The organism is uncultured Ilumatobacter sp., from assembly GCF_963980585.1.
GTDB lineage: Bacteria > Actinomycetota > Acidimicrobiia > Acidimicrobiales > Ilumatobacteraceae > Ilumatobacter_A.
Genome location: NZ_CAXCAM010000017.1, coordinates 26741 through 49566 on the forward strand (window position 1 = coordinate 26741; position 22826 = coordinate 49566).

At 64.0% G+C, this 22826-nt stretch carries 25 protein-coding genes; 12 read left to right on the top strand and 13 right to left on the bottom strand.

The annotated features are described in order from the left end of the window. Window positions 1-183 precede the first annotated feature (183 nt). From ACH2DW_RS07470 to ACH2DW_RS07500, 7 genes are all read left to right on the top strand, one after another. Window positions 184-1044, top strand: a complete 861-nt coding sequence (locus ACH2DW_RS07470; protein WP_394929106.1) for a class I SAM-dependent methyltransferase — start codon at window positions 184-186, stop codon at window positions 1042-1044. A 404-nt stretch (window positions 1045-1448) separates the two neighbouring features. Next, the gene (locus ACH2DW_RS07475; protein WP_394929107.1) at window positions 1449-1664 is read left to right on the top strand and encodes a hypothetical protein; all 216 of its coding nucleotides are present in this window, start codon (window positions 1449-1451) and stop codon (window positions 1662-1664) included. Between the two features lie 72 nt (window positions 1665-1736). After that, window positions 1737-2021, top strand: a complete 285-nt coding sequence (locus ACH2DW_RS07480) for a hypothetical protein (RefSeq protein ID WP_394929108.1) — start codon at window positions 1737-1739, stop codon at window positions 2019-2021. Next, window positions 2008-2835 carry an inositol monophosphatase family protein gene (locus ACH2DW_RS07485; RefSeq protein ID WP_394929109.1) on the top strand — a complete coding sequence of 276 codons (828 nt, stop codon included), beginning with the start codon at window positions 2008-2010 and terminating at the stop codon, window positions 2833-2835. The genes ACH2DW_RS07480 and ACH2DW_RS07485 overlap by 14 nt, the downstream gene beginning before the upstream one ends. A gap of 87 nt (window positions 2836-2922) precedes the next feature. Continuing rightward, complete coding sequence (locus tag ACH2DW_RS07490) at window positions 2923-3603, top strand: response regulator (protein ID WP_394929110.1); 681 nt, start codon at window positions 2923-2925, stop codon at window positions 3601-3603. Further along, window positions 3600-5042, top strand: coding sequence for an ATP-binding protein (locus tag ACH2DW_RS07495; protein WP_394929111.1), 1443 nt, complete (start codon window positions 3600-3602; stop codon window positions 5040-5042). The genes ACH2DW_RS07490 and ACH2DW_RS07495 overlap by 4 nt, the downstream gene beginning before the upstream one ends. Beyond that, the gene (locus ACH2DW_RS07500; protein ID WP_394929112.1) at window positions 5042-5644 is read left to right on the top strand and encodes a GerMN domain-containing protein; all 603 of its coding nucleotides are present in this window, start codon (window positions 5042-5044) and stop codon (window positions 5642-5644) included. The genes ACH2DW_RS07495 and ACH2DW_RS07500 overlap by 1 nt, the downstream gene beginning before the upstream one ends. A 14-nt stretch (window positions 5645-5658) precedes the next feature. Here ACH2DW_RS07500 and ACH2DW_RS07505 read toward each other — a convergent pair whose 3' ends face one another. Further along, window positions 5659-6693: a 6-phosphofructokinase gene (locus ACH2DW_RS07505; RefSeq protein ID WP_394929113.1), complete on the bottom strand. Its 1035-nt coding sequence runs from the start codon at window positions 6691-6693 to the stop codon at window positions 5659-5661. Window positions 6694-6792: 99 nt separating this feature from the next. Between ACH2DW_RS07505 and ACH2DW_RS07510 the strand changes: the two genes are divergently transcribed. Together ACH2DW_RS07510 and glpK are read left to right on the top strand one after the other, a co-directional pair. Beyond that, window positions 6793-7149 carry a hypothetical protein gene (locus ACH2DW_RS07510; protein WP_394929114.1) on the top strand — a complete coding sequence of 119 codons (357 nt, stop codon included), beginning with the start codon at window positions 6793-6795 and terminating at the stop codon, window positions 7147-7149. 13 nt (window positions 7150-7162) lie between these two features. Next, the gene (gene glpK, locus ACH2DW_RS07515; protein WP_394929115.1) at window positions 7163-8641 is read left to right on the top strand and encodes a glycerol kinase GlpK; all 1479 of its coding nucleotides are present in this window, start codon (window positions 7163-7165) and stop codon (window positions 8639-8641) included. A 9-nt stretch (window positions 8642-8650) separates the two neighbouring features. Here glpK and ACH2DW_RS07520 read toward each other — a convergent pair whose 3' ends face one another. From ACH2DW_RS07520 to ACH2DW_RS07555, 8 genes are all read right to left on the bottom strand, one after another. Beyond that, entirely contained in the window at window positions 8651-9265 is a 615-nt protein-coding gene (locus tag ACH2DW_RS07520) for a hypothetical protein (protein WP_394929116.1), read from the bottom strand. A gap of 46 nt (window positions 9266-9311) precedes the next feature. Next, entirely contained in the window at window positions 9312-10517 is a 1206-nt protein-coding gene (locus ACH2DW_RS07525; RefSeq protein WP_394929117.1) for an aminotransferase class I/II-fold pyridoxal phosphate-dependent enzyme, read from the bottom strand. A gap of 115 nt (window positions 10518-10632) precedes the next feature. Beyond that, window positions 10633-11601, bottom strand: coding sequence for an ROK family protein (locus ACH2DW_RS07530; RefSeq protein WP_394929118.1), 969 nt, complete (start codon window positions 11599-11601; stop codon window positions 10633-10635). Continuing rightward, the gene (locus ACH2DW_RS07535; protein ID WP_394929119.1) at window positions 11598-12029 is read right to left on the bottom strand and encodes an SRPBCC family protein; all 432 of its coding nucleotides are present in this window, start codon (window positions 12027-12029) and stop codon (window positions 11598-11600) included. Before ACH2DW_RS07535 ends, ACH2DW_RS07530 begins: the two co-directional genes overlap by 4 nt. After that, on the bottom strand, window positions 12022-12615 hold the full coding sequence (locus ACH2DW_RS07540) for a hypothetical protein (RefSeq protein WP_394929120.1): 594 nt from the start codon (window positions 12613-12615) through the stop codon (window positions 12022-12024). Before ACH2DW_RS07540 ends, ACH2DW_RS07535 begins: the two co-directional genes overlap by 8 nt. A gap of 21 nt (window positions 12616-12636) precedes the next feature. Then, window positions 12637-13758, bottom strand: a complete 1122-nt coding sequence (locus ACH2DW_RS07545) for a glycosyltransferase family 4 protein (RefSeq protein WP_394929121.1) — start codon at window positions 13756-13758, stop codon at window positions 12637-12639. Further along, window positions 13755-14810 (bottom strand): tRNA epoxyqueuosine(34) reductase QueG, encoded by a 1056-nt coding sequence (queG, locus tag ACH2DW_RS07550; protein WP_394929122.1) that lies wholly within the window; start codon window positions 14808-14810, stop codon window positions 13755-13757. Before queG ends, ACH2DW_RS07545 begins: the two co-directional genes overlap by 4 nt. A 20-nt stretch (window positions 14811-14830) precedes the next feature. Continuing rightward, entirely contained in the window at window positions 14831-15100 is a 270-nt protein-coding gene (locus ACH2DW_RS07555) for a hypothetical protein (protein ID WP_394929123.1), read from the bottom strand. 51 nt (window positions 15101-15151) lie between these two features. Between ACH2DW_RS07555 and ACH2DW_RS07560 the strand changes: the two genes are divergently transcribed. Beyond that, window positions 15152-16792 (top strand): DUF389 domain-containing protein, encoded by a 1641-nt coding sequence (locus ACH2DW_RS07560; RefSeq protein WP_394929124.1) that lies wholly within the window; start codon window positions 15152-15154, stop codon window positions 16790-16792. Window positions 16793-16808: 16 nt separating this feature from the next. Here ACH2DW_RS07560 and ACH2DW_RS07565 read toward each other — a convergent pair whose 3' ends face one another. Next, the gene (locus ACH2DW_RS07565; RefSeq protein ID WP_394929125.1) at window positions 16809-18023 is read right to left on the bottom strand and encodes an NYN domain-containing protein; all 1215 of its coding nucleotides are present in this window, start codon (window positions 18021-18023) and stop codon (window positions 16809-16811) included. 127 nt (window positions 18024-18150) lie between these two features. On the opposite strand from ACH2DW_RS07565, the gene ACH2DW_RS07570 reads away from it, so the two are divergent. Continuing rightward, window positions 18151-19833: a DEDD exonuclease domain-containing protein gene (locus tag ACH2DW_RS07570; protein ID WP_394929126.1), complete on the top strand. Its 1683-nt coding sequence runs from the start codon at window positions 18151-18153 to the stop codon at window positions 19831-19833. A 10-nt stretch (window positions 19834-19843) separates the two neighbouring features. Beyond that, on the top strand, window positions 19844-20374 hold the full coding sequence (locus tag ACH2DW_RS07575; RefSeq protein WP_394929127.1) for a DinB family protein: 531 nt from the start codon (window positions 19844-19846) through the stop codon (window positions 20372-20374). Window positions 20375-20395: 21 nt separating this feature from the next. On the opposite strand, the gene ACH2DW_RS07580 is transcribed toward ACH2DW_RS07575, so the two are convergent. The 3 genes from ACH2DW_RS07580 to ACH2DW_RS07590 all read right to left on the bottom strand — a co-directional run bounded on the left by ACH2DW_RS07580 (window position 20396) and on the right by ACH2DW_RS07590 (window position 22625). Continuing rightward, a complete protein-coding gene (locus tag ACH2DW_RS07580; RefSeq protein WP_394929128.1) occupies window positions 20396-21250 on the bottom strand; it encodes a homoserine kinase in 855 nt (284 codons plus the stop codon). Further along, a complete protein-coding gene (gene trpD, locus ACH2DW_RS07585) occupies window positions 21247-22302 on the bottom strand; it encodes an anthranilate phosphoribosyltransferase (RefSeq protein WP_394929129.1) in 1056 nt (351 codons plus the stop codon). The genes ACH2DW_RS07580 and trpD overlap by 4 nt, the downstream gene beginning before the upstream one ends. Window positions 22303-22364: 62 nt before the next feature. Further along, the gene (locus tag ACH2DW_RS07590; protein ID WP_394929130.1) at window positions 22365-22625 is read right to left on the bottom strand and encodes a WhiB family transcriptional regulator; all 261 of its coding nucleotides are present in this window, start codon (window positions 22623-22625) and stop codon (window positions 22365-22367) included. Window positions 22626-22826 lie beyond the last annotated feature (201 nt).

The window sequence follows — 22826 nt, forward strand, 5'->3', positions numbered from 1 at the left end:
AGCGCGAGACGGCGCGTTCTGAGCCGGGACGATCGCGCGGGTCGGGGCGACTGGCCGACCGAGCGGAAGTACCCTCAGCGGCTCTCACTCTCGGGCGAGTCGGAGAATCGTTCGACCAGCGGGTCACCCCTGTGGGTTTGGACGCCAAACCCGGGCACGAATCAGGCCGACTACGGTCGCGATATGGCCGACTCCCCGTTCGATCCGTCTGCGTACAAGCGCACAACACGCGACCAGTGGGATGCCTCCGGAGTGGGCTATGACGCCTGGGGGGCGACAATCCAGTCAATGATCCGACCAGCGGCCGAAGAGATGCTGGAGACGATGGGCGTCGACCAGGGAAATTCAGTGCTCGAGCTCGCCTGCGGCAGCGGTGCATTCACGCAACTGCTCGCGGAGCGGGTCGGAGCTGATGGGCGCGTCGTCGCGACCGACCTGTCGCCCGGCATGGTGGCGCTCGCCAGTGCGAACGCCGACCGCTCCGGCTTATCGCAGGTCGAGGTGCGTGAGATGGACGGGGAAGTGTTCGAGTTCCACGGCCAACGCTTCGACGCGGTGGTGTCGAGCCTTGGTTTGATGTTCTTCCCCGATCCGGCGTCGTCGTTACGCGCTCAGAAAAGCGCTCTTGTACCGGGCGGTCGCGTCGGAGCGATCGTCATCTCCGGGCCCGCCGCGAATCCGTTCTTTTCGGTTCCGGCACAAGTCATCGGCGCACGCGCCGGAATCGCGCCGCCGGCACCGGGGGTACCGGGCCCATTCGCCCTTGGAGATCCTGCACGGCTCGCAGGGCTTTATGAGGCGGCCGGGCTCTCGAATGTTGCTGCGTGGACGGTCCCGGCGGCCGTCCAGCTCGAATCGGTGGACGAACACCTCCGCTTCCTGAAAGATGCGTTCGGAGCGCTGCACATGCTCATGCAGGACATGTCCGACAGCGAGCAGGCTGACACCTGGGGCGCCGTCGCTGAGGCGCTCGCCGAGTACGAAGGTCCCGACGGGTTCGTTTCCCCCGCCGAGCTCATCGTCTGCACCGGCACCGCCGACTGATGCAACCGGCGCGCCAGGGCGACCCGGTCGGACACCATCAGCCGTCGCATTTCGAGCGACCAGTTGGACGGGCGACCGCGCACACTTCGCCGGTTCTGTCCTCCCAAGCCAAGCGTTCTGGCCCGCGATGAAGAGCGCCCGCAAGGTGAGCCGTCGACTGAGAATCTGGGCGACCCCACAGTTATCGAGGGCGTGCGACCCGAGAAATGCCAACTTGGGAAGCGTCGAGCGAGTGGCCAAGCCAGCAGAAAATATCGAGATGAGAACCTGTCCATGTCGGCAGGACAGATGGAGCACGGTCTTACCTCAACCGCCACACTGCAACCATCAGGCACGCGCAACGAGTCACCATCCCGCTCCGTGTCGAACATGGTGCCTATTCTCTTCGTATGATTAGAAACCTGTTGAGCTTTGTCCTATCCGTCGCAGCCATGCTGATCGTGGCCCTCATCGTCACGTTCCCCGCAACGTGGCTCCTGATGCTCTTTCTGGGCAATGTGATGGACACGGGTCCGTCCTACTGGGGATCGCTCCCAGGCGGCATTCTGCTTGGAGCGATCATCGGCGCCTCGGGCCACAACGATCAGTGGAACGTGTTCGTACGCTCCGACAACCACTGAACAAAAGACGTCCGACGCGGCGGTAGCGGCTGGCCGAGACGCTGAGGTGCATCACCGATACCCTTGGCCACAATGGAAGAGACCGCTCGCCCGTTGTCAGCACTGCCGTCCGTCGGCGTCCGAGTCGGAGCGTTTGTCGCCATCTGCCTCAGCGGTCTCGCCGGCGCATTGATCGGCTATTCACTCATCTCGCTGCAGTGCGAGGGCGACTGTGGGCTGCCGCTTGGCTTGGGCATTGTCGTCGGCGCCATCGTTGCCGCCGGGGGCATGGCCATCGTTGCCGTGCTGGTGATGCGTGCACTGGGTGAGTGGCGCGAGGTTGAGGATCGAAGCGACGCTGGCCATGCCCCGCGCTGATCAATCGGCTGATCCAACGAAACTCCGTACGTTGGCCGAAGGCCTGGCACGGACTGCCGGAACAGCGGCGCTCGCCGGCCGGCGGGAACTGCCGATCGGCCAGCCACCGGCACACGACACCAAGTCCAGCCTCACCGACCCAGTCACCGAGTTTGATCGCGCTGCGGAGGCCTACATCGTCAATGAACTCAGGCGGCTCCGACCCAACGACGCCATTGTGGGCGAAGAGGGCGCCGCCGACATCGGCACCAGTGGCATCGAATGGCACATCGACCCAATCGACGGCACCGCCAACTTCCTGTACGACCTCCCCGCCTGGTGCACCTCCGTCGCAGCTGTCCGCAGTGGCCGGCCAATAACGGACGCAATCGCTGGCGCCGTGTACGTGCCGGTGACCGACGAAATGTTTTCCGCGCACGCGGGCGGCGGTGCCACGCTCAACAACCTCCCGATCTCGGTCAGCAAAGCCGACGCAATCTCGATGAGCTTGATCGGGACCGGCTTCAGCTATCTCGATGATCGGCGCGTCCTGCAAGCGAATCGCATCGGCTCACTTCTGCCGCAGGTGCGCGACATCCGCCGGTACGGATCAGCAGCAATCGACTTGGCGTTCGTCGCGTGCGGTCGGCTCGACGCCTACTTCGAAGAACACTTGAACTCGTGGGACATGGCTGCAGGCCTCCTCATTGCGAACGAAGCCGGCGCCGAAGTGTCCGGGTTCGACGGCGGCGTTCCTGACGAGCTGGGCGCAGTGGCAGCAGCACCGGGCATCCATGCCGCGCTGCTCGCGGCCATCAAAGTTGCGTCGAGCTAGCCCGTCGCGCCACGATTCGAAAGATTTTTTGGCCGGCACTGCCGACCATGGTCGTCAAGCAGGTGCGACTTGGGCCATCATGGTGCTGTGGGAACACGCATCCTCGCAGTTGAAGACGACGAACGCATCCGATCAGCGGTCAAACTCGCGCTCGAGGACGAGGGGTGGATCGTCGACGAAGCCGAGAGCGGCGAAGAGGCGATCGAGAAGTTCAATCGTTCGACACCTGACGTTGTTCTGATCGACATCATGCTCCCGGGCATCGATGGCTTCGAACTGTGTCGCACCCTGCGCCGTACCAGCGACGTCCCTGTCGTCATGGTCACTGCTCGCAATGACACCCACGACATCGTCGCTGGTCTTGAAGCTGGAGCCGACGACTACCTCACCAAGCCATTTGCGCCCAAAGAGCTCTCGGCTCGCATCCGAGCATTGCTCCGTCGCATTCGGCCCAGCGCACAGGGCCATGCTCGCCTCGTCTTCGGTGATCTCGAATTGATTCCCGACGAAGGCAAGGTCTTGCGCGAAGGCACTGAGGTCCACCTCACCAAGACCGAGTTCAGGTTGCTCTGCGAGCTTGCCGAGAGCCCCGGCAAAGTGCTCAGCCGCGAAGCTCTGCTCGACAAAGTGTGGGGCTACGACTACTTCGGTGACGGCCGCCTCGTTGACGTACACATCCGTCGGCTGCGCACCAAGGTCGAGTCCGACGCCGCCAACCCGCGTCACGTCGTCACGGTCCGCGGGCTCGGCTACCGGCTCCAAACGTGAGCGAAGGCGGCTGGTTCCGTCGCCTGCTCCGCAAGTCCCGCCCGAACGCGCTCGGGCTCCGGCGCCGAATCTTGCTCACCATCACGCTCGGCTCAATTGCGCTGTCCGTCTTTCTCGCGATCACGACGTACGGGCTCACACAGAACAACCTCGTGCGCCAGGCCGAGACCGCCGCGGTCCGCACATCGCTCCGCAACGCACAGAGCGTGACGCAGAACCTCAGTTCGAACCCGCCAACAGCACAGAACGCCGAGGACTCACTGACCAATATCGGTGTCCAGCGATTCCTGATTCGGTACCAGGGCCAATGGAGCGGCGGCGTGCCACCGTATGTCGACTCAGTTCTCCCACCCGACATGATCGATGACGTGCTCGTTCGTGGAGAACCGTCGAAACAGATCGTTCGGGTCGGCGACGAACTCAACGTGCTCGTTGGCTGGGAAGTTCCCAACCTGGGCGGCTACTTCCAGTTCACCAGCCTCGGCGATCAGGTCGAGACACTCGACAGCGTCCGATTCAACCTCCTGCTTGCGTCGCTCATTTCGACAGGACTCGGCGTCCTCCTCGGCATCTTCTCGTCACGTCGCGCTGTGCGGCCTCTCTCAACCGCAGCACAGGCCGCATCGGCGATCGCCGGTGGGAGACTCGACACGCGCCTCGAGACCACTGCGGATCCCGACCTGGGTGTCCTCACCGACTCCTTCAACGACATGGCGGAGGCGCTACAGCAGCGAGTCGAACGAGACGCCCGCTTCGCATCCGACGTCAGCCATGAGCTGCGGTCGCCACTGATGACGCTGTCGGCATCGGTCGAAGTCATGGACGCACGGCGCGATGATCTGCCCGAGCGCGCCCAGTCGGCGCTGGACCTCCTGTCGAGCGACGTTGTCAGATTCCAGGGCCTGGTCGAAGACCTGCTCGAAATTTCCCGCTTCGACGCTGGTGCCATTCGGCTTCACATGGAGGAATTGCTTGCTGCAGAGTTCGTGCGACAGGCGGTCGCAGTCAGTGCTGCACCACAGCTCCCGCTCCACGTGTCGGACCGTTCCGAACTGGCAATCATCCGAGGCGATAAGCGCCGACTGGCTCGCGTCGTTGCCAACCTCATCGACAATTCGCTCGCATACGGTGGCGGGGAACCAGAAATCCTCATCAACGTCGTCGAGCCTGATGACGAGCCCATGGCCCACATTCAGATCGCCGTGGTCGACAACGGCACGGGTGTGCCGCCCGAAGAACGCCAGCTCGTCTTCGAACGCTTCGCGCGCGGCGGTGGCGCCGGGCGCCGCACCGGCAGTGAAGGAGCCGGCCTGGGGCTCTCGCTTGTCGATGAACACGTGAAGATGCACGGCGGGCGCGTCTGGGTCGAGGATCGTCTCGACGGACAACCTGGCGCACGTTTCGTCATCGAACTCATGGCCTCGGAACTGGACGACTGATGCGCCGCATTCTCACCAGCGTCACCTGTGTGGCGCTCAGCCTCGCCGGATGCTCCATCGAGGTCGACGAGACCGCCCGTCCTGTGCCCGAGAACGAACGTGGCCAGCTCGGGGAGCAACCGACCGGAGACGAAGCGACCGGTTCGAACCGGGTGTTTTTGCTTGCGCCAGCAGCCGTCGATCAAGAAGCGCGTCTGAGATCGGTGCGGCGCGACGTCCCGAGCGATGCAGAAGGCATCCTGAACTCGCTCATCGATGGCCCCAACAGCGCCGAGCGCGAGGCCGGCCTGTCGAGCAACCTTCCCGACGGCCTGGAACTCAACAGCGCACGGCTGCGCGGCCGGATCCTGACCGTCAGCGTGAACGACGTGTTCGGGGAGCTCACTTCGGACGCCTTGCGGATCGCCGTCGCGCAGCTTGTCGCCACGTCGAACGAGATCGACGGGGTGGAAAGCCTGCGATTGCAGATTGATAACGAGAATCAAGTCTGGCCAATCGGCAACGGCCAGAACACCGATCGCCCGCTCACTATCTACGACTACCCCGGCTTCGTCGAATCATCACAACCAGCGTATCCAGCCATTCCGACCGCCAACAGTTGAGCCCGGCGCCCCGGTCAGGCGAAGAAGTGTTTGGCAACGCCTTCGTACAGGTCCATGTCGACCGTGCGGGTCTTGCCGACTGCAACCGTGAGATCCTCTTGCAGGATCTTTTCGCCGCGGAGCACCGCCATCTTGCCCCAGGCCTCGTCATGAACGGCGTCGATCGCTGCGACGCCGAATCGAGTGGACAGGACGCGGTCAAACGCCGTCGGGGTTCCGCCGCGTTGCACATGACCGAGTTGCACGACTCGCGCTTCAAAGCCGGTGCGTTTCCCGATGGCGATGGCGATGCGGGTGGCAACACCACCGAGCACGACATGCCCGAATCGATCGAGCACCTTGTCCTCCATTTCGAGGGTGCCGGGGATCGGCTCAGAGCCTTCGGCGACCACAACGATGGATGCAAACCGACCTCGATCATGACGGCGACTCAGACGTGCGCACAGTTCGTCGATGTCGAAAGGAATCTCAGGAATCAGCACGGCGGTCGCCCCGCCAGCGATTCCCGCGGACGTGGCGATCCAGCCTGTGTGACGGCCCATCACTTCGACCACCATGACTCGATCGTGACTCTCAGCTGTTGTGTGGAGACGGTCGATTGCGTCGGTGGCAATCTGCACGGCCGTGTTGAAGCCGAATGTCACGTCCGTGCCGACGATGTCGTTGTCGATCGTCTTCGGCACGCCAACGATTGGGATGTTGTGCTCGCTGTGCAGACGACAGGCAACCGACAGGCTGCCGTTGCCGCCGATCACGATGAGCCCATCGAGGCCAAGGTCGCTCATGGTCTGCTTGACGCGTTCCACGCCGTCCTCGGTGTCGAACGGGCTCCCGCGCCGGGTACCAAGCACCGTTCCGCCGCGCGGGAGCATGCCGCGCATGAATTCGACCGACAGCGGGACCGTTCGTCGATCGAGCACGCCGTCCCACGCGTCGAGGAAACCAACCAACTCGTCACCATAGTGACGCTCGCCCTTGCGCACGATGGCGCGGATGACCGCGTTCAATCCGGGGCAGTCGCCTCCTCCGGTTAACACTCCGACGCGCACCCGGGTGATCGTAGGCGACCTGATGCGAGGCGGCACCCCGTGTTCGGAAACGTCCGGTGCATGTGCTCAATCGAACAATCGGCTGATAGGACTGGGGACATGGCGTGGGACAAGACCCGACCGGTTCCGTGGCAGCGGCTCATGCGTGAGTGGCTGATCTACGCGGTCATCATGACAGCGGTATTTCTGCTCATCTTCAACGACGGCAACACCATCGGCGCCGTTGCGGGCGTCTTGGTCAGCGGGCCCCTGTATCTCGGCTTCGGCTGGCTACTTGCAAAGTTCGGTTACCAACGCAAGACGCTCAAAGAGATGCGGACGCCACAAGCGTCATCCGCATCAAGCGACGATGATCGTGATGGCGATGCGAACGCCACACGGCGGTCGGTCGCACCGACCAGCCGAACCGCTGGCGGTGGCAACCGCCCTCCGGCAAAGAAGAACCGGCGGCGCTGACTATTCTGCTCGCGTGACCAAATGTGTGATCGCCCTCGACGCCGGAACCACAGGCGTGCGCAGCCGCGCCGTCTTCACTGACGACACCCCCACGGTCGCGTCGTACCGCGAGTTCACTCAGCACTATCCCCAACCCGGCTGGGTCGAACACGACGTCAACGAAATTTGGGACGCTGCAGTCGCGACCCTGAATGCAGTGATCGAGCAGGTCGGTCGCGAGTCTGTCGCCGCAATCGGCATCACCAACCAACGTGAGACCGTCGTGGCGTGGAACCGTTCGACTGGCGAGCCGTACGGCACGGCCATCGTGTGGCAAGACCGACGCACAGCAAACCGATGTGACGAACTCGCTGCAGCGGGTCACCTCGACCTCGTACGCGAGCGAACCGGACTCGTGCTCGACCCATACTTCTCAGGAACCAAATTCGAGTGGCTCCTGCGCGAGCGCGACATCCCCGTCGACGACGACCTCGCTCTCGGCACGATCGACGCGTGGCTGATCTGGAACCTCACTGGAGGGGAGGTGTTTGCGACCGACGTGACCAACGCCAGCCGCACGATGCTCTGCGATATCAGGACCCGCACCTGGGACCCCGACCTCTGTGCGCTGCTCAATGTTCCGATGTCAGCGCTCCCCGACATTGTTCCGTCCAGCGGTCGTATCGGCGTCACTTCCGAGCACTGTGGCGTCTCCGCCGACATTCCAGTCAGCGGGGTTGCCGGTGATCAACAGGCGGCGCTGTTCGGCCAGGCCTGTGTCGAGCCCGGCATGGCGAAGAACACCTACGGAACCGGCTCATTCGTGCTGCTCAATGTCGGCGAAACCTGCCCGCCGCCGACTGAAGGCATGCTCACGACCGTTGCCTGGACGCTCGCTGACGGCACCACTCACTATGCGCTCGAAGGCGCCATCTTCGTCACCGGCGCAGCGATTCAGTGGCTGCGCGACGGTCTCAACATCATCGACGACGCTGCAGAGACGGGTCCCTTGGCCGAGTCGGTCGACGACACCGGCGGCGTGTATTTCGTTCCAGCCCTCGCCGGCCTCGGATCGCCGTGGTGGGATCCATATGCGCGCGGCACCATTGTCGGCATCACCCGAGGCACCGGCCGGGCAGAAATCACCCGCGCCACCGTCGAGTCGATGGCGTATCAGACCCGCGACGTCGTCGATGCCATGGTGGCCGCCAGCGGCACCGCCCTGAAGGAACTCCGCGTCGACGGGGGAGCTTCGATCATGGACTTCCTCTGCCAGATCCAAGCAGACCAGCTCGGTGTCGACGTACTTCGACCAGTCGACCAGGAGACAACGGCCCTTGGTGCCGCGTTTCTTGCTGGCCTCGCTGAGGGCGTCTGGGCGAGCCCCGAAGAAGTACTGGCACAGTGGTCGCTCGATGCATCCTTCTCCCCCATCGAGGACCGCACTGGGGCCAATGCACAGCACGCCCAGTGGCTGCGTGCCGTCGAACGCTCACGCGGCTGGGCCCACTGACTCTGCGCCCTACAGCAGAGCGTCGGCGAGACGACCGAGCAGGCTGACCCGCACTCGTTCACGCTCGTGAATCGGGCGCTCGGCACGTCCTGCAGCGACGTACATGCCTGACGCGACCAGATGGGCCCAAACCATGTCGCTCGGCGCCGCATCGTCGATGCCGTCGAGGTGTTCACTCCCGGCAAGAAAGGCCTGCAGCCAGGCCAGTTCTGGCGCCTCTCCGTACTCAGCCACGGTGTCGCCACCGCGCATCGCCACCACCCAGTCGGCTTCAACCACCCGTTGCAGACCTGAGCACAGCACCTCGAGGCGATCGTCGGGGTCGCACTCAGCCATCGCGGCGCCCACCGCCAACGCAGCGAGGTTCGTATCGATGCGATCGATATCGACCTGGCGGATGTTCTCGACCGACACACCGTCAACGTCATCGATCTCAGCGGACAACAGGCTGATCAGCTCCTCCCCCGGCAGTGCCACCGTGAGTTCGTCGATCGCTCGTCCCGCTCCCTGTTCGAGAATCTCGATCCCCAGCACGTCGCCGCGCACCGCACCGATCCTGCTCGCGACCTGGCCAAGCGCGCCTGGACGATCCGGCATCCAGACGCGGACAACGACAGTGATCATGGCGAGGAATGTAGCGACCGAGTGTTACCGGCGGGTTTCGCGCAGCTCAGCCGAGCTTGGGCAAGCCGCGCTTCAGGTTCCGAATGGCCTGATTGATGCGCAGCTCGTTCTCGATGAGTGCGAACCGAGCGAAACCTTCGCCGCCTGGGCCGAACCCCACGCCTGGCGAGAGAGCGACGTCAGCCTCACGGACCACATGCGAACAGAACTCGACCGAGCCCATCTCGGCATACGCCTCGGGGATCGGGGCCCAGACAAACATCGTTCCACCCGGCTTGGGCACGTCCCACCCAATGCGGCTGAGGCCGTCGATGAGCGTGTCACAGCGCGACTCGTAGACGCCACGCACCTGGTCCGGGAAGTCAGCCGCCTCGTTGATGGTCACCGTTGCAGCAATCTGCACCGGCTGGAACATGCCGTAGTCCAGATAGCTCTTGATCTTGACCAGCGCTTGCACGACCTCGGCGTTGCCGAGCAGGAAGGCGCAGCGCCAACCCGACATCGAGAAACTCTTCGTCATCGAATACAGCTCGACGGCACATTCCTTGGCACCCTCGGCCTGCAGAATGCTTGGCGGCTCGTGACCGTCGAAGCCGATGTCGGCGTAGGCATGATCGTGGACGACGATCATCTCTTTCTCGCGGCAGAAGTCGACAACGCGCTGCATGAACGCCAGATCAACCGTGGCGCCTGTCGGGTTGTGCGGGAATGAGATCACGAGGACGCGCGGCTTGGGCCAGCCGACATCCCACGCGGTGTTGAGGCTGTCCATGAAGTCGTCCGCGAAGTTCTCGCGCTGGCTTGGGTTCGCAAGGAACTTCATCGGAACCTGCCGCAGGTCGGCGCCGGCAAAGAGCGGGCCGTACATGTGGATCGGATAGCTCGGGCTCGGCACGATGGCCGCATCGCCCCGATCAAGCAGCACCCACATCAGGTGGGTGAAGCCCTCCTTGGAGCCAATCGTGTTGGTGATCTCGAGCTCGGGGTCGAGATCGACGTCCCACTTGTCCTTGTAGTAGCCAGCAATGGCCTCGCGGAGCTTCGGAAGCCCGCGGCTCAGCGAATACCGGTGGTTCTTCGGATTCTGGGCAGCCTCGGCAAGTTTCGCAACCGCCACGTCGGGCGAGGGAATGTCGGGGTTGCCGAATCCGAGATCGACGACGTCATGACCTGCGCGACGTGCCTCGATCTTCAATCCATTGATGATCGAGAAAACGTACGGGGGCAGGTTTTCGATTCGTCGAAAGTCCATCCCCGAAAACTAGCGACTCGACTCCCCGACAGGACGTGCCCATTCCATCCGTCACACCCCACGATCCCGAAATATGGGGCGTGATGTTCGCACAGCGAACATTTTCCCCCACGTTTCAGCAGGGGGCGCTGGAGATACCGGGGAGCAGGGCGGCTCCGACGGCGCCCGCAAGCGGGCCCCACTCGGCGAACTCGACACGCGGCATCGGGCGCAGATCAGGCTGATACAGCAACTCGCCGTACCAACGAACAATCGGATCGAGGTACAGGTCCGCTCCCGACGCCAGCCCCCCACCCAACACGAACATCTCCGGGTCGAACGCATTTGTGAGATTTGACAACCCCAGTGCGACCCAGCGCCCGAAGTCGTCGATGACAGCGAGCGCTTCAGGATCGCCCTCGCGCGCCGCAGCCTGCACATGCTCGCCACGAACTGCTTGCGCATCGCCGCCAGCGAGACGCACCACGTTCTTCAGGCGTCGACCCGTTGCCGCCTCCCGCGCGAGCATCGCCAGACCTGAGCCGGACGCATAGCGTTCCCAGCAGCCTCGTCGACCGCACGGACAGCGTGGCCCATCAGGGTGCACGACCATGTGCCCAAATTCGCCTGCAAATCCGTTGAGCCCGCGCTGCAGCGCACCGTTACTCACCACGCCGCCGCCGATGCCGGTGCCAAGCGTGACGAGCATCAGATTGTCGACGCCTGCGCCAGCGCCAAGCTGCCATTCGGCAACCGTTGCGCAGGTCGCGTCATTGTCGACGACGATCTGGCCGCCAAGCCGGTCAACCAACAGTCCGCGTACGTCGAAGTCAGCAACGCCATCGAGGTTTGGAGCAGCACGCAACACTCCTTCGTGCGTCACGAGACCCGGCACGCCGACACCAAGACTGCCCTCGAGGCCGAGCGACTCAGCGAGTTCGGCCAGTACGTCGATCAGTGGACCGAGGCTGTTGACCCCGCGCGGCGTCGGGCGGCGGTCTTCGGCGACGACCGCACCGGTCGCGTCGAGCGCAACGCCAAGCGCCTTCGTGCCTCCGACGTCAATGCCGACGCGACGAGCCGGCAGTACACCGGCCCCGGTCATCCTTCGGCTCGGACCTTGAGCTCGCGCACGGTGTTGAGGATGCGCACTTCAGCGCGACGCTTCACAAACCCTGGCAGCGGCACCACCAAGTCGATGGCGAGGTCGTACTGCACTTCGGTGCCTGCACCTGACGGCGCAAACTTGAAGACGCCGTCAATCGAGCGTTGGATGTCGCCGCGCAGCATCCGCCAACCAAGCTCGGCGGGAGCGTTGGTGTAGTCGTACGCGAGCGTGTAGTGGGTGCTGCGACCGAGTGCTGACGCCCGGAACTCGACTTCGGACGGACGGCCCCGGTCATCGGTCGCGTGCACCGTCACATTCTTGATGTCACGCGCCCATTCGGGATAGTTCTCGATATCGACAGCGATCTCCCAGACGCGTTCTGGCGACGCCTCGATGGTGATGCTCTCCGTTGCTGTCTCAGCCATGGTCCTCATTCTGGTCGATGGAGGCGGTCGATGTCCCGCCATCTTGGCGCGAATTGGCACTGGCCTCGCGCATCGGGTCGCGCATCGGGGCCCCGTCGGCATCAAGCCGCGGACCGAAGTTCGCGTGATAGGCCGCCCAGAGACCGTTCATGCCGAGTCCGAACATGGGAACGAGCAACCCGACCGCCAGCGATGACCCTGGACTGCCGTCTGGGCCATCGAGCCGCCAGATTGCCGTGCCGAACGCCGTGACCACCTGGATGGCCAGCATTGACAACATGGTGCGGCGAACCGCTGCCGGAGTGCCGGCGCCGAGCAGCAGGAAGAGTTGGGTGACCGAGACCTCTTCTTCGCGGCTGCGTTGAATGGCATTCCAGAAGCCCCACAGGAAGGCAAACACGCCGACCATGAACAGTGCCATCGCCGTCACGGCACCCACCCACTGCGCAGCCGTGGTGAACACCGCAGCGGCGAAGATCGCCGTGACCACAAACAGCGCCGTGCCGACGATGGTGGCTTTGACGATGATGATTCCCTGTTCCGTCGAGCCCCGAGCGGGCGTGCGATCAAGTTCGCCGGTGGTCACCATGCCATTGTGCCAGCAGAGTCAGTCGAAGACGCCGAGCGTCTCACCAAGACGCTGAGCAAGCACGTCATAGGAGAACTCCGCAAGCACGCGCTCGCGCGACCGCGTCGCCATCGACGCGCGCAACTCGTCGTCATCGAGGAGTTGGGCAATGGCGTCGGCAACCATCTGCACGTTCTCGGGTTCGCTGACCACGAGCCCGGTTTCACCGTGGGCAACCGCTTCAGCCGCGCCGCCTGAGTCGCCGGCGATCTGCGGCACGCCGCATGAGGCTGCCTCGATGAACACGATGCCGAAGCCCTCTTGTTCGAGGCCGCCCCATCGATTGCGACACAACATCGTGAACACATCACCGCAGCCGTAGAGCGGAGTCAGGTCAGCGTTGGGCACGCGACCCAGGAACCGCACGGGAGCGTCGAGTTCCTCGGCGAGGCGCTTGAGTCGATTTTCCTCGCGTCCGCCACCGGCAATGACCAGCAAGAGGTCGGGTCGCGAGTGCTTCAGGCGGGCGACAGCACGAATAGCCGTGTCGAAGCCCTTGCGCGGAACCAGCCGCGACACGCTGACCACCAATTCGGCATCGACGGGGAGGCCGAGCTGCTCGCGCGCAGCGGCGCGCTCCGACGGCGACAGCGGCACGAACTTGTCGGGATCGACGCCGCACGGGACCACCGTGGTCGGCAGCGACCGGCCAGCAGCGTGATCCGCCTCGGCTGCGGGATATCCGCCCGCGGCGATGATCTTGCGGGCTCGCTTGAGTGTGTAGGCGAGTGCTTGTTTCGACCCTGGCAATCGTCCCGGGATGGTGACCTCCGCACCATGCAACACCAGGTCGTATGGCACCTTCAACGAAGGGCCAACGAGCCCCAGCGGCACTGCCGGGTCGAGGACGACGAGATCGGCGCCGAAGTCATCGACCAGGTCATTGATCTGCCTGACCATCCACGGATGCGGGAGCAGAAACGGCTCGCGAGTGCGCTCGATCCGATACGGCTCGCCAGCATCGAATTCTGCGGTCCCGTCGTAGGGGCTCGTAAGCACGGCAAACTTGTCCGCCGGAAGACGACGCCACCATTCCCACAGCAGAGACTGGATGCCGCCGATCTTGGGTGGATAGTCGTTGGTGACGAGCAGATGTTTCATGAGCGTGCGAGGAGTTGCCGCGCAGCCCAGTCGGCGTGTTCGACCAGCACTGCGTTGGAGTGTTGACGGTAGCGCTCGACAGTGGCTCGAACACGCATGTCTGTCGGGTCGCCGACGTTGCCGACAACGACCAGTGCATTGCGGCGCACCAAGTCAAAGTCGCGGTTGGCGATGTACCACCGGCCATAGCGATCCTCGATCCAGTCGTCAGGGCGGTCGAGCAGTTCGAGTGCGTCGACCCACGCCTGCGCCTCCGGTGACAACGCCACCGTGTTGCGCTGGCCGAGCCGCACAGAGATCGGGCAAACGTCTTGGCAGTCATCGCAGCCATAGATGCGATCGTGAATCGCCGCTCGGTATTCGAGTGGAATCGAACCCGGGCGCTGCATCACCCAACTGAGGCAGCGATTGCCGTCGATGACGCCGGGCGCAATGATTGCGTCGGTCGGGCAGCCCTCGAAGCACTTGGTGCAACTCCCGCACCCATCAGGGGCAACTCGCTCGTTCCACTCGTAGTCGGCGGTGGTGATGATTGATCCGAGGACAAAGAAGCTGCCGGCACCAGGGATCAGCAAATTGGCGTTCTTGCCGTACCAGCCGAGGCCAGCTCGATGCGCCACAGCGCGATCCACGATGGAGTTGTCGTCGGCGAAAGCGACCGCACGGTGCCCCGAACGGCGGATCAACTTGCTCGCGGACCGCAGGCCTGCGCGCAGCGGTGCGTAATGATCAACCCAGGCGTATTTGCCGACTCGGGCGTGCGGACCAGCATCCGGACCAGGGATTGGCGGTTCGGTGGCCGTGAGGTACGGGCGAGCAGCGACGATGATGGACCATGCGCCGTCGACGGCATGCGCTGGATCGGTTGATCGATCTGGGTTGCGGTAGGTGAATCCCATGTCGGCGTGCAGCCCGGCTGCCTTGCGCTCGTGCAGCGTCGTGCGAGTTTCGGTGAGAATGTCTGCCGAGCAGACACCAACGTGGGTGATGCCCCAGTCTTCGACGTGCGCGGTGATTTCCTCGATCGATGGAACCGGTTGGGGACGACGCACATCGGCAGCGTACGGAACGATCAGGCGTGGACGGGAACGCCGTACCCCGTGAACTCGTCGACGGGAACGAGTTGGATCGGATCGTCGACCAAGCCAGACCGGATGAACAGCGCGATCGCGACCTCCTGCGGATCGGGAAGACGAGGCACTTCGGAAAGCACGACGGGCACGTAGTCGATTGGGCCGTCGTCGTTGGCGAGCAGATGCGTGACGAAGCAGTCATTGCACGCCGTGGTGCCTGCGCCGATGCAGGTTTTACAGTCGATGGAGAAGTCCTCGTGCTCATTCATGTCGCCATCATGCATGAGCACTGTCACAGAGATGCGAAGCTGGTGAGCGACATGAGCACCGATCCCCCTCGCGAGCACCACCTCGATGCCAATCCCGGATCGGGCGAGCTTGCCGACGTCGCAACTGCTCCCGCCACCGAACTCCGCAGGCTCAACCGCCGCTTGCTCACCGACCCCGTCGTCGTCCGCGCCGCTGGCAGCATCGTCATCGGATGCGCGGTGTTGGCGTGGCCAGACCGCACCGACCGCATCCTCGTCCGGCTGCTGGGCATTGCCTTCGTCTGGATTGCAGCATCCACGCTGTGGACCGCAGCCCGTCACCGCGTACTGACCGCCACCAGGGTCTTCACCGCCATTGGGAGCGCCGCCCTCGGAGGGTTCCTGATCGGCTGGCCCGAGCAATCCGAGATCACCATCGGCCGGCTCCTGGGAGCAAGCCTCGTCCTGGTTTCGATCAGGGCCTTCCGAGCCCGTCGCCGCGATCCCGACAAAGAGCTCAGCGCGGTCCGCCCGACGGCGTCGGCGATTGCGGGCATCGTGTTGCTCGCATTTCCGTCCGAGACACTGTCGGCCGCCACCGTGGCTGTAGCGGTCGCGTGGATCATCGTCTCGACGATTGCCATCTTCGCGATCGTGGACCATCGCGACATCGACGTCCACCCCGATGCTTCCGTCGGCGATGTCGCGCTCGCATGGTTGGCCGATCGACACAAGTCGGTCGACGCCCGCGAAGAGCTCTACGACAAGATTCTCTTCGACGGTCCGGATCAGCCGCGACGTATCACTCGCTTTTTCACCTTGATGACCTTCGCTTCGATCATCGCCGCCATGGGGGTCGTGACCGACTCGACGGCCATCGTCATCGGTGCCATGTTGATCGCTCCGCTGATGACCCCGCTCATGGCGATTGCGATCTCGCTCGTGATGGGATGGCCGAACCGGCTCGCCATGGCGGTCCTGATCGCAACGGCCGGCATTCTGCTGGCCATCGGCATCGGCATTCTCCTCGGGCTGATCGTTCCCGTCGCCATCTCACCCTCAACGAACACTCAGATCGTCGCTCGATCAACGCCAACGCCAGTTGACCTCATTACGGCGCTCACCGCAGGCGCTGCCGGGGCATACGGCCTGTCACGGCCAGACGTCTCGGATTCGTTGCCCGGCGTCGCCATCGCGATTTCGCTCGTCCCTCCGCTCTCGGTCGTCGGTATCGCCTACTCCCAAGCTGAGTGGGCAGCCGGCAACGGCGCACTCCTGTTGTTCATGACCAACATGGTGGCCATCCTGACGATGGGTGGAATCACCTTTGTGCTGACCGGAGTCACGCCGCTGTCCGTGGTGTACGAAGGCCAACGTCGAGTGCGAACCGCCCTGACCTCGGTCGGCCTCCTGGCACTCATCGTCATCGGCGGCTTGCTCTTAAACGGCGCGCAGGTCACCTCAGATTCCCTCGATCAATCGCGAACGGCCAAGGCGGTCACGACGTGGCTGAAGGATGCGCCGCTGCACCGATTGGTCGAGAGCAGTGTCGACGACGATGTGGTCAACGTCATCGTGATCGGCCCCATCGACGGGCTCGCCGACGTCGACGATTTGGCCGATGACCTCAGCGCGTCCTTCGGCCGCGACATCACAGCAGACGTCCGCATCGTCGTTGAGGAGCGGATCACGTCGTCGGGTGGCTCGCCGTGATGACCGGACAGCTGACTCAGAGGATCGCCAGGAGGGCATTGCTGGGGACGACGTTGGCGCCGTCCACACGCACGTCACGCACGATTTCGGCATCGTTGGTCACCACGACGACTGCGTGGTTGGCCGGGATGCGTTTGACCTCGTCACGAATGACGTCGTCAGCGATGGTGCCCTCTGGCGAATACACAACTCGGGCCAGCCGCCGACGAGAAGCATGCGCTCCAACAACCGATGCGCCATCGAAGACCACCGTGACGTCGGTGCCGAACCGCCGGGCCAGGTTCTCGACCGCATCAAGCAACACGTCGCGCTGCTCCGCGAGCGGACGATTCGGCCAGCCGAGCTTCGCGACGTTGTAACCGTCGATGATGAGCTGAGCGTCTGACCGGGCGAGGAACTCTGCCGCTTCTCCTGAGCTTGCGATGACGCCGCCAGGCAAAACGAGCGGCGCACGCTGCGATCTACGTTCCTTCGGTGCGGCCTCTACATCGTCCTCCTGGTGCGGCACCAGAAGCGTTTCGAGCTGTGCAGCAAGTCGGCGGGCTGCCTCGGCCGCAGCGGCGATGTCGTCGCTGTGGTCGGGTACTTGCACCGGTTCGGGAGCCTGAGCGGGGGCTGGCTGGTCCCGAACTGATCGGCGCTCGTCCGCGGCGGTCTGTGCCTTGGCCACCGCTGCCGCCTCCCGGTCGCGCGCGTGGCGGATCTCCATCCGAACGTCTGCCAATTCTGCCTTCATCTCGGCAAGCAGTTCACCGGCCTTCGCGACTTCGGCCCGCAGCTCATCAACTTCGGCTGCCTGTAGCTCAATGAACTCGTTGCGCTGGATGAGTTCGGCACGGGTCCGGGCCGCGACCTGTTCGGCAGCATCGCGGCGCTTATCCGCGCGTCGCAGTTGAGCTTGGACATCGCCCGATTCCGCTACGGCGTCACTCTGAGCTGCAAGTTCACTTGCCGTATCAGCCCAGCCGTCACCATGCTCGAGCCACAGTCGACCGATTTCATCGACGAGTTCGGGAAGCGCTCCTGCCGCGAGCCGTGCCCGAAAGACCGGGTCGTCGTCAATGACCCGCCGAAGTCGACCCAAGGCGGCGCTCGGCAGTCGTGGCTTGTTGAAGAATGGCTTCAGCTCCTTCGGGTACGGCAGCGTTGGCTTGCGTTTCTGCCCCTCGGACGCCATGAGCACGGCGAATTCAAGCGCACTGCGAAGGTGCCTGTGCTCGATCTCGACCATCACGCGACGCTACCCGACGAACCTCAGGCGAATCTGTCCAGTTCGCCCCTGCTCGCCAAACACCACCGAACACATTTCTGTTCCATCGGATTGACAACGGACAAACGTTCGTGCTTGAGTTGGGCAGATGTCATCCGGAGGTCTTCGAGACATTCATCAACGGTCGTTCGACGAACTTGGTCGCCCGCTGAGCGACGTCACGTTTTGCGTGGTCGACTTAGAGACCACCGGCGGCAATCGCACCGACGACTTGATCACTGAGGTCGGTGCCGTCAAAGTCCGCGGCGGAGAAGTGCTCGGCACCTTCCAGACACTGGTGAACCCTGGTCGCGCCATCCCGCCGCAGATCACCATCCTCACCGGACTCAGCGACGCGCTCGTCGCTCGGGCGCCGCGGATCGAGACGGTGCTGCCCGCGCTGCTCGAATTCATGGGCGACACCGAATCAGGCCAGACCGTGATCGTCGGCCACAACGTCGGATTCGACGTGGCGTTCATCCGTGCCGCGCTCGAGCGCGCCCAACGACCGCGACTCGAAGGAACCATCATCGACACGGTGGCACTTGCTCGCCGGCTTGTGCGTGACGAGGTACCGAACTGCAAGCTTGGGACATTGGCCGACCGGCTGCGTTTGGAACATCGACCCAGCCACCGAGCTCTCGACGACGCATGGGCCACTGCGGATTTGCTGCACTTCCTCATCGAGCGAGCGTCAGGCATGGGCGTGCTCGGCCTCGATGACTTGATCGCACTGTCGAAGCTCGCCGGGCACCCGCAGGCCGCCAAATTGAAGATGACCGCCGACCTACCCCGCTCCCCCGGCGTGTATATGTTCTGCGGCCATCAGGGTCAGGTGCTGTACGTCGGCAAGGCGACCAATCTCCGGCAGCGTGTGCGGAGCTACTTCGGTGGTGACGACCGCCGCAAGATCGGACCGATGCTGCGTGAAACCCAGACGGTGCGACACCTTGCATTGCCCGACCCGATCACTGCAGAAGTCATCGAGCAGCGGCTGATCGCCCAAATGCTGCCCCGCTTCAACCGCAAAGGCACCCGCGCCGACAAATACTGCTACGTGAAACTCGACAGCGATGAGCCGTGGCCGCGCCTGTCAATTGTCAAGAATCCGGCCAAGAAGGGCATCCACCTCGGTCCGCTCCCGTCGCGCTCCATGGCGCGCCTCGTTGTCGACGCGCTCCACACCGCTGTACCGCTGCGGCGCTGCACCGAGCGGCTGGGACGGAACTTCGTCGCTCCCACCGATGCGCCTGTGTGCAGCGCAGCACAGCTCGGAGTCGCCCACTGTCCATGTTCTGGAACCGCCGACGCAGCCGAATACGCCCGCGACGTCGAGGTCGCGCGCCGAGCGATGACTGGCGACCCGGTCATCATCGTCGGCCGCCTTCACGACACGATGCGTTCGCTCGCCACCCAGCAGCGGTTCGAAGAGGCTGCGACCGTTCGCGATCGGCTCCAAGCGCTGCTGGGGGCAGTGAAGCGCCACCGGTTGGTCGAGACACTGCGTTCCGCTGATCGGGCGCAGATCACCATCGGAGGCACCACGTGGATCGTTGAACACGCCCGGTTGGTCGACGTCACCCAGGATGGATCGGCAACCAGAGCACTCCCCGTCGAACCACCCGACTCAGTTCCGCTTGGCACACCGCTCGGTCGCGAGATGATCGACGAGGCGTTGGTCCTCGCCAAGTTCTTCGAAAAGCACGCGGACTCGGCAACCGCCACGTGCTCGGGCGACTGGGACTTCCCCGTCGCCGCAAGCGACGCCGTTCGGCACCTTCGAGCATCGTAGGGTGCCGAACATGGATGAATCATTGGCGCCGCCATCGCGCTTTGCGCTCGACCGAACGCCGAGTGAGATCACTGCGCTCGTCGAGTTCCTCGACATCCACCGCATCGAGTTCCACGAGCGCGTGTGGGGCCTGAACGACGACCAGCTCCGCCAAACCGCCGCCGCATCGGATCTCACACTTGGCGCGCTCGTCAAACACATGGCGCTGGTCGAGCACAGCTGGTTCGAGCATCGTTTTCTCGGCATGGACGAACGTGAGCCGTGGGCCTCGGCTCCGTGGGACGACGACCCAGACTGGGAGCTGACCACAGCGGCGCATGACACCGGCGAAGAACTCTTTCGGCTCTACGTCGACGCGTGCAATCGATGCCGAGACGTCATTGCAAACGCGGAGTCACTCGATCAGCTCAGCGTCCGTACCGACAACAACGACAAGCCCTGGAACCTGCGTTGGATCATGCTCCACATGATCGAGGAGTATGCCCGACACTGTGGCCACGCCGACCTGATCCGCGAGTCGATCGACGGCGTGTCCGGCTGACACCGCTCGCCGCGTCGCTGATCAGCGTTCGAGCCGACAACCGACAGTGTCGATCGACAGCAGTTTGGCGTGTCCGCCGGCAGGTAATGCCGCAGCGACGGACTCAACGGCGCTTGGCGGACACATGAACCCAACGGTGGGACCGCTGCCGGACAACCAACCAGCCCAGGCTCCGGCCGCAATGCCTGCGACGAGTGCCTCCTCCGCTCCGTGAACTCCAGGGAGCCGAACAGACTGATGCAGCCGGTCTGCTGCCCCTGACGCCAGCAGCGACGGGTCATCATCGACAAACGCCATTACAAACTGGATCGCCCGTCCGATGTTGTGGACGGCGTCGGCACGATCAACCGTGGAGCTCAACGCCTCGCGGGACTTGTCGGTCGATGTCGTCACGTCGGGCACCCACGCGACGAAGTTGGCTGCGGCCATCGTCGGACCGACCGGCATGGACACGAACTCGCCCTGCACAAATCCAGTCACGCCGCCGTGAAGCGAGGCCGCAACGTTGTCGCCATGACCTTCAAGCTGGGCCGTGTAGGCCAGGATCTCGTCGCCGCGGTCGACAATCCCGTCGGCCCCGGCGGTCTGTACCGCCGCCAACGCGGCAGCACTCACGCGGGCTGCGCCGCTGAAGCCGAGCCCACGCCCCATCGGGATGTTGCAACGCATCCACATCGGACCCGTTCCACCAAGTGCCTCGAACGCAATGCGTCCGGGATGGTGAGCATCGATTTGCTGCGCATCGGCCGGCGCCTGGCCAAGGCCACAGTCGGCATACAGGTCGAGTGCCATGCCGAGTACGTCGAATCCGGCGCCGAGGTTGGCGGACGATGCTGGGGCACGAACAAACCAGCTGTTGTCGCGAGTTTCGGTCACGCGTCGCTCGCTGCGGATTGGGAGACCTCGGCCATCTTGGCCAGTGTCGTGGCGGCCCGATCATCATCGATCGCTGCGGCGGCCAGGTCGATACCTGCTCCGATGTCGTCGACTTTGCCCGCGACAACCAGGGCAGCACCGGCATTGAGCAGCACGATGTCGCGGTGCGGACCGAGGTCGCCCGCAAGGACTCGGCGGACGGCCTCAGCATTCTCCTCCGGAGCGCCGCCGCGCAGATCATCGGCGACTGCCGGAGCGAGGCCGAGCGCCTGCGGATCGACAGAGAACTCTTCGACAACGCCGCCCTGCAGCGCGAGCACCGTGGAGGGCCCGGTTGTGGTCAGTTCGTCCAGCCCGCCGCCGTGGACCACCCACGCCGCGGTGAGCCCCTGCGCAGCGAGCGCTTCGACCATCGGCCGAGCGAACGTCGGGTCGGCAACGCCAATGAGTTGGCGTTGCACGCGCCCCGGATTGGCCATCGGACCAAGCAGGTTGAAGACCGTCGGCACGCCCATCTCACGACGCGGTGCTCCGGCAAATCGAAATGCCGGATGAAACGCAGGGGCAAAACAGAATCCGATACCGGCCTCACGTACGCAGCGAGCAACGCCCTCGGGCGAAAGTTCCAGGGCCACACCGAGCAATTCGAAGACGTCCGCAGTTCCGGCCTTCGACGAGGCGGATCGGTTGCCGTGTTTACACACCGGAGCGCCAGCGGCCGCAGTGACTATGGCTGCCATTGTCGAGACGTTGATCGAATGCGACCCGTCGCCACCCGTCCCGACGACGTCAACGCATGCCTCACGCTCGACGTCGGTGAGCGGAACGATGGCCGCCTCAGACATTGCCACGGCGAGCAGTCCAGCGAGTTCGTCGGCCGACTCGCCCTTGGCCCGCAGCGCAACGAGGAAGCCGGCAATCTGCGCTGGAGTGGCATCGCCCGTCAAGATCTCGGACAGCGCCGCTCCGGTCTGGTCACGCGTGAGGTCGCGACCGGCGATGAGCTCGCCGATGAGCGCTGACCAGCCGCCGAATTCAACGAGAGTCGCCATCAGGCGATCGTAGGACCCGGAGCTGTTCGGTCGGAAATATTTTGGTCCGATGCAGGGCTGGGTTAGGCCGTCTTGCGACGCTGGCGAATGATACGGCGCCGATCGCGTTCGGTTGCTCCGCCCCACACGCCTGCCTTCTCACGAAGCGTCAGGGCATGTTCAAGGCAGGCGGACTGCACGACGCAGCTGCCACACACGGCCTTGGCCGACGCTGCGCTGACCTCGTCGTCCGGGTAGAACATTTCCGAGTTCAACCCTTTGCATGCGCCGTGGTCCCACCACTTCGGCTCGTCGTCTGTTGCTGTCTGTTGTTGCGCCGACATCTATAAAACCCCCAAGGTCGATGCTGGTGCCCACTCGTCCGGTGGGCATTCTCATTCCGTGTGACGAATCGTAGGTGACGGTTGGCTCGCAACGCCAGAAAAAGCTGTGCCGAATCCGGCACTTTCTCTTCAGCGCAAGTTCCGCAAGGGGTTCAGGCGGAGGTCAGATCGATCTGCTCAGGGGTCAGTTCGGACCGGATG

Bases quoted from the DNA above. Each gene is read 5' to 3' on its own strand.
- ACH2DW_RS07470 (WP_394929106.1), top strand. From the start codon at position 184: ATGGCCGACTCCCCGTTCGATCCGTCTGCGTACAAGCGCACAACACGC.
- ACH2DW_RS07480 (WP_394929108.1), top strand. From the start codon at position 1,737: ATGGAAGAGACCGCTCGCCCGTTGTCAGCACTGCCGTCCGTCGGCGTC.
- ACH2DW_RS07485 (WP_394929109.1), top strand. From the start codon at position 2,008: ATGCCCCGCGCTGATCAATCGGCTGATCCAACGAAACTCCGTACGTTG.
- ACH2DW_RS07500 (WP_394929112.1), top strand. From the start codon at position 5,042: ATGCGCCGCATTCTCACCAGCGTCACCTGTGTGGCGCTCAGCCTCGCC.
- ACH2DW_RS07510 (WP_394929114.1), top strand. From the start codon at position 6,793: ATGGCGTGGGACAAGACCCGACCGGTTCCGTGGCAGCGGCTCATGCGT.
- ACH2DW_RS07520 (WP_394929116.1), bottom strand. From the start codon at position 9,265: ATGATCACTGTCGTTGTCCGCGTCTGGATGCCGGATCGTCCAGGCGCG.
- ACH2DW_RS07525 (WP_394929117.1), bottom strand. From the start codon at position 10,517: ATGGACTTTCGACGAATCGAAAACCTGCCCCCGTACGTTTTCTCGATC.
- ACH2DW_RS07530 (WP_394929118.1), bottom strand. From the start codon at position 11,601: ATGACCGGGGCCGGTGTACTGCCGGCTCGTCGCGTCGGCATTGACGTC.
- ACH2DW_RS07535 (WP_394929119.1), bottom strand. From the start codon at position 12,029: ATGGCTGAGACAGCAACGGAGAGCATCACCATCGAGGCGTCGCCAGAA.
- ACH2DW_RS07545 (WP_394929121.1), bottom strand. From the start codon at position 13,758: ATGAAACATCTGCTCGTCACCAACGACTATCCACCCAAGATCGGCGGC.
- ACH2DW_RS07555 (WP_394929123.1), bottom strand. From the start codon at position 15,100: ATGAATGAGCACGAGGACTTCTCCATCGACTGTAAAACCTGCATCGGC.
- ACH2DW_RS07560 (WP_394929124.1), top strand. From the start codon at position 15,152: ATGAGCACCGATCCCCCTCGCGAGCACCACCTCGATGCCAATCCCGGA.
- ACH2DW_RS07565 (WP_394929125.1), bottom strand. From the start codon at position 18,023: ATGGTCGAGATCGAGCACAGGCACCTTCGCAGTGCGCTTGAATTCGCC.
- ACH2DW_RS07570 (WP_394929126.1), top strand. From the start codon at position 18,151: ATGTCATCCGGAGGTCTTCGAGACATTCATCAACGGTCGTTCGACGAA.
- ACH2DW_RS07575 (WP_394929127.1), top strand. From the start codon at position 19,844: ATGGATGAATCATTGGCGCCGCCATCGCGCTTTGCGCTCGACCGAACG.
- trpD (WP_394929129.1), bottom strand. From the start codon at position 22,302: ATGGCGACTCTCGTTGAATTCGGCGGCTGGTCAGCGCTCATCGGCGAG.
- ACH2DW_RS07590 (WP_394929130.1), bottom strand. From the start codon at position 22,625: ATGTCGGCGCAACAACAGACAGCAACAGACGACGAGCCGAAGTGGTGG.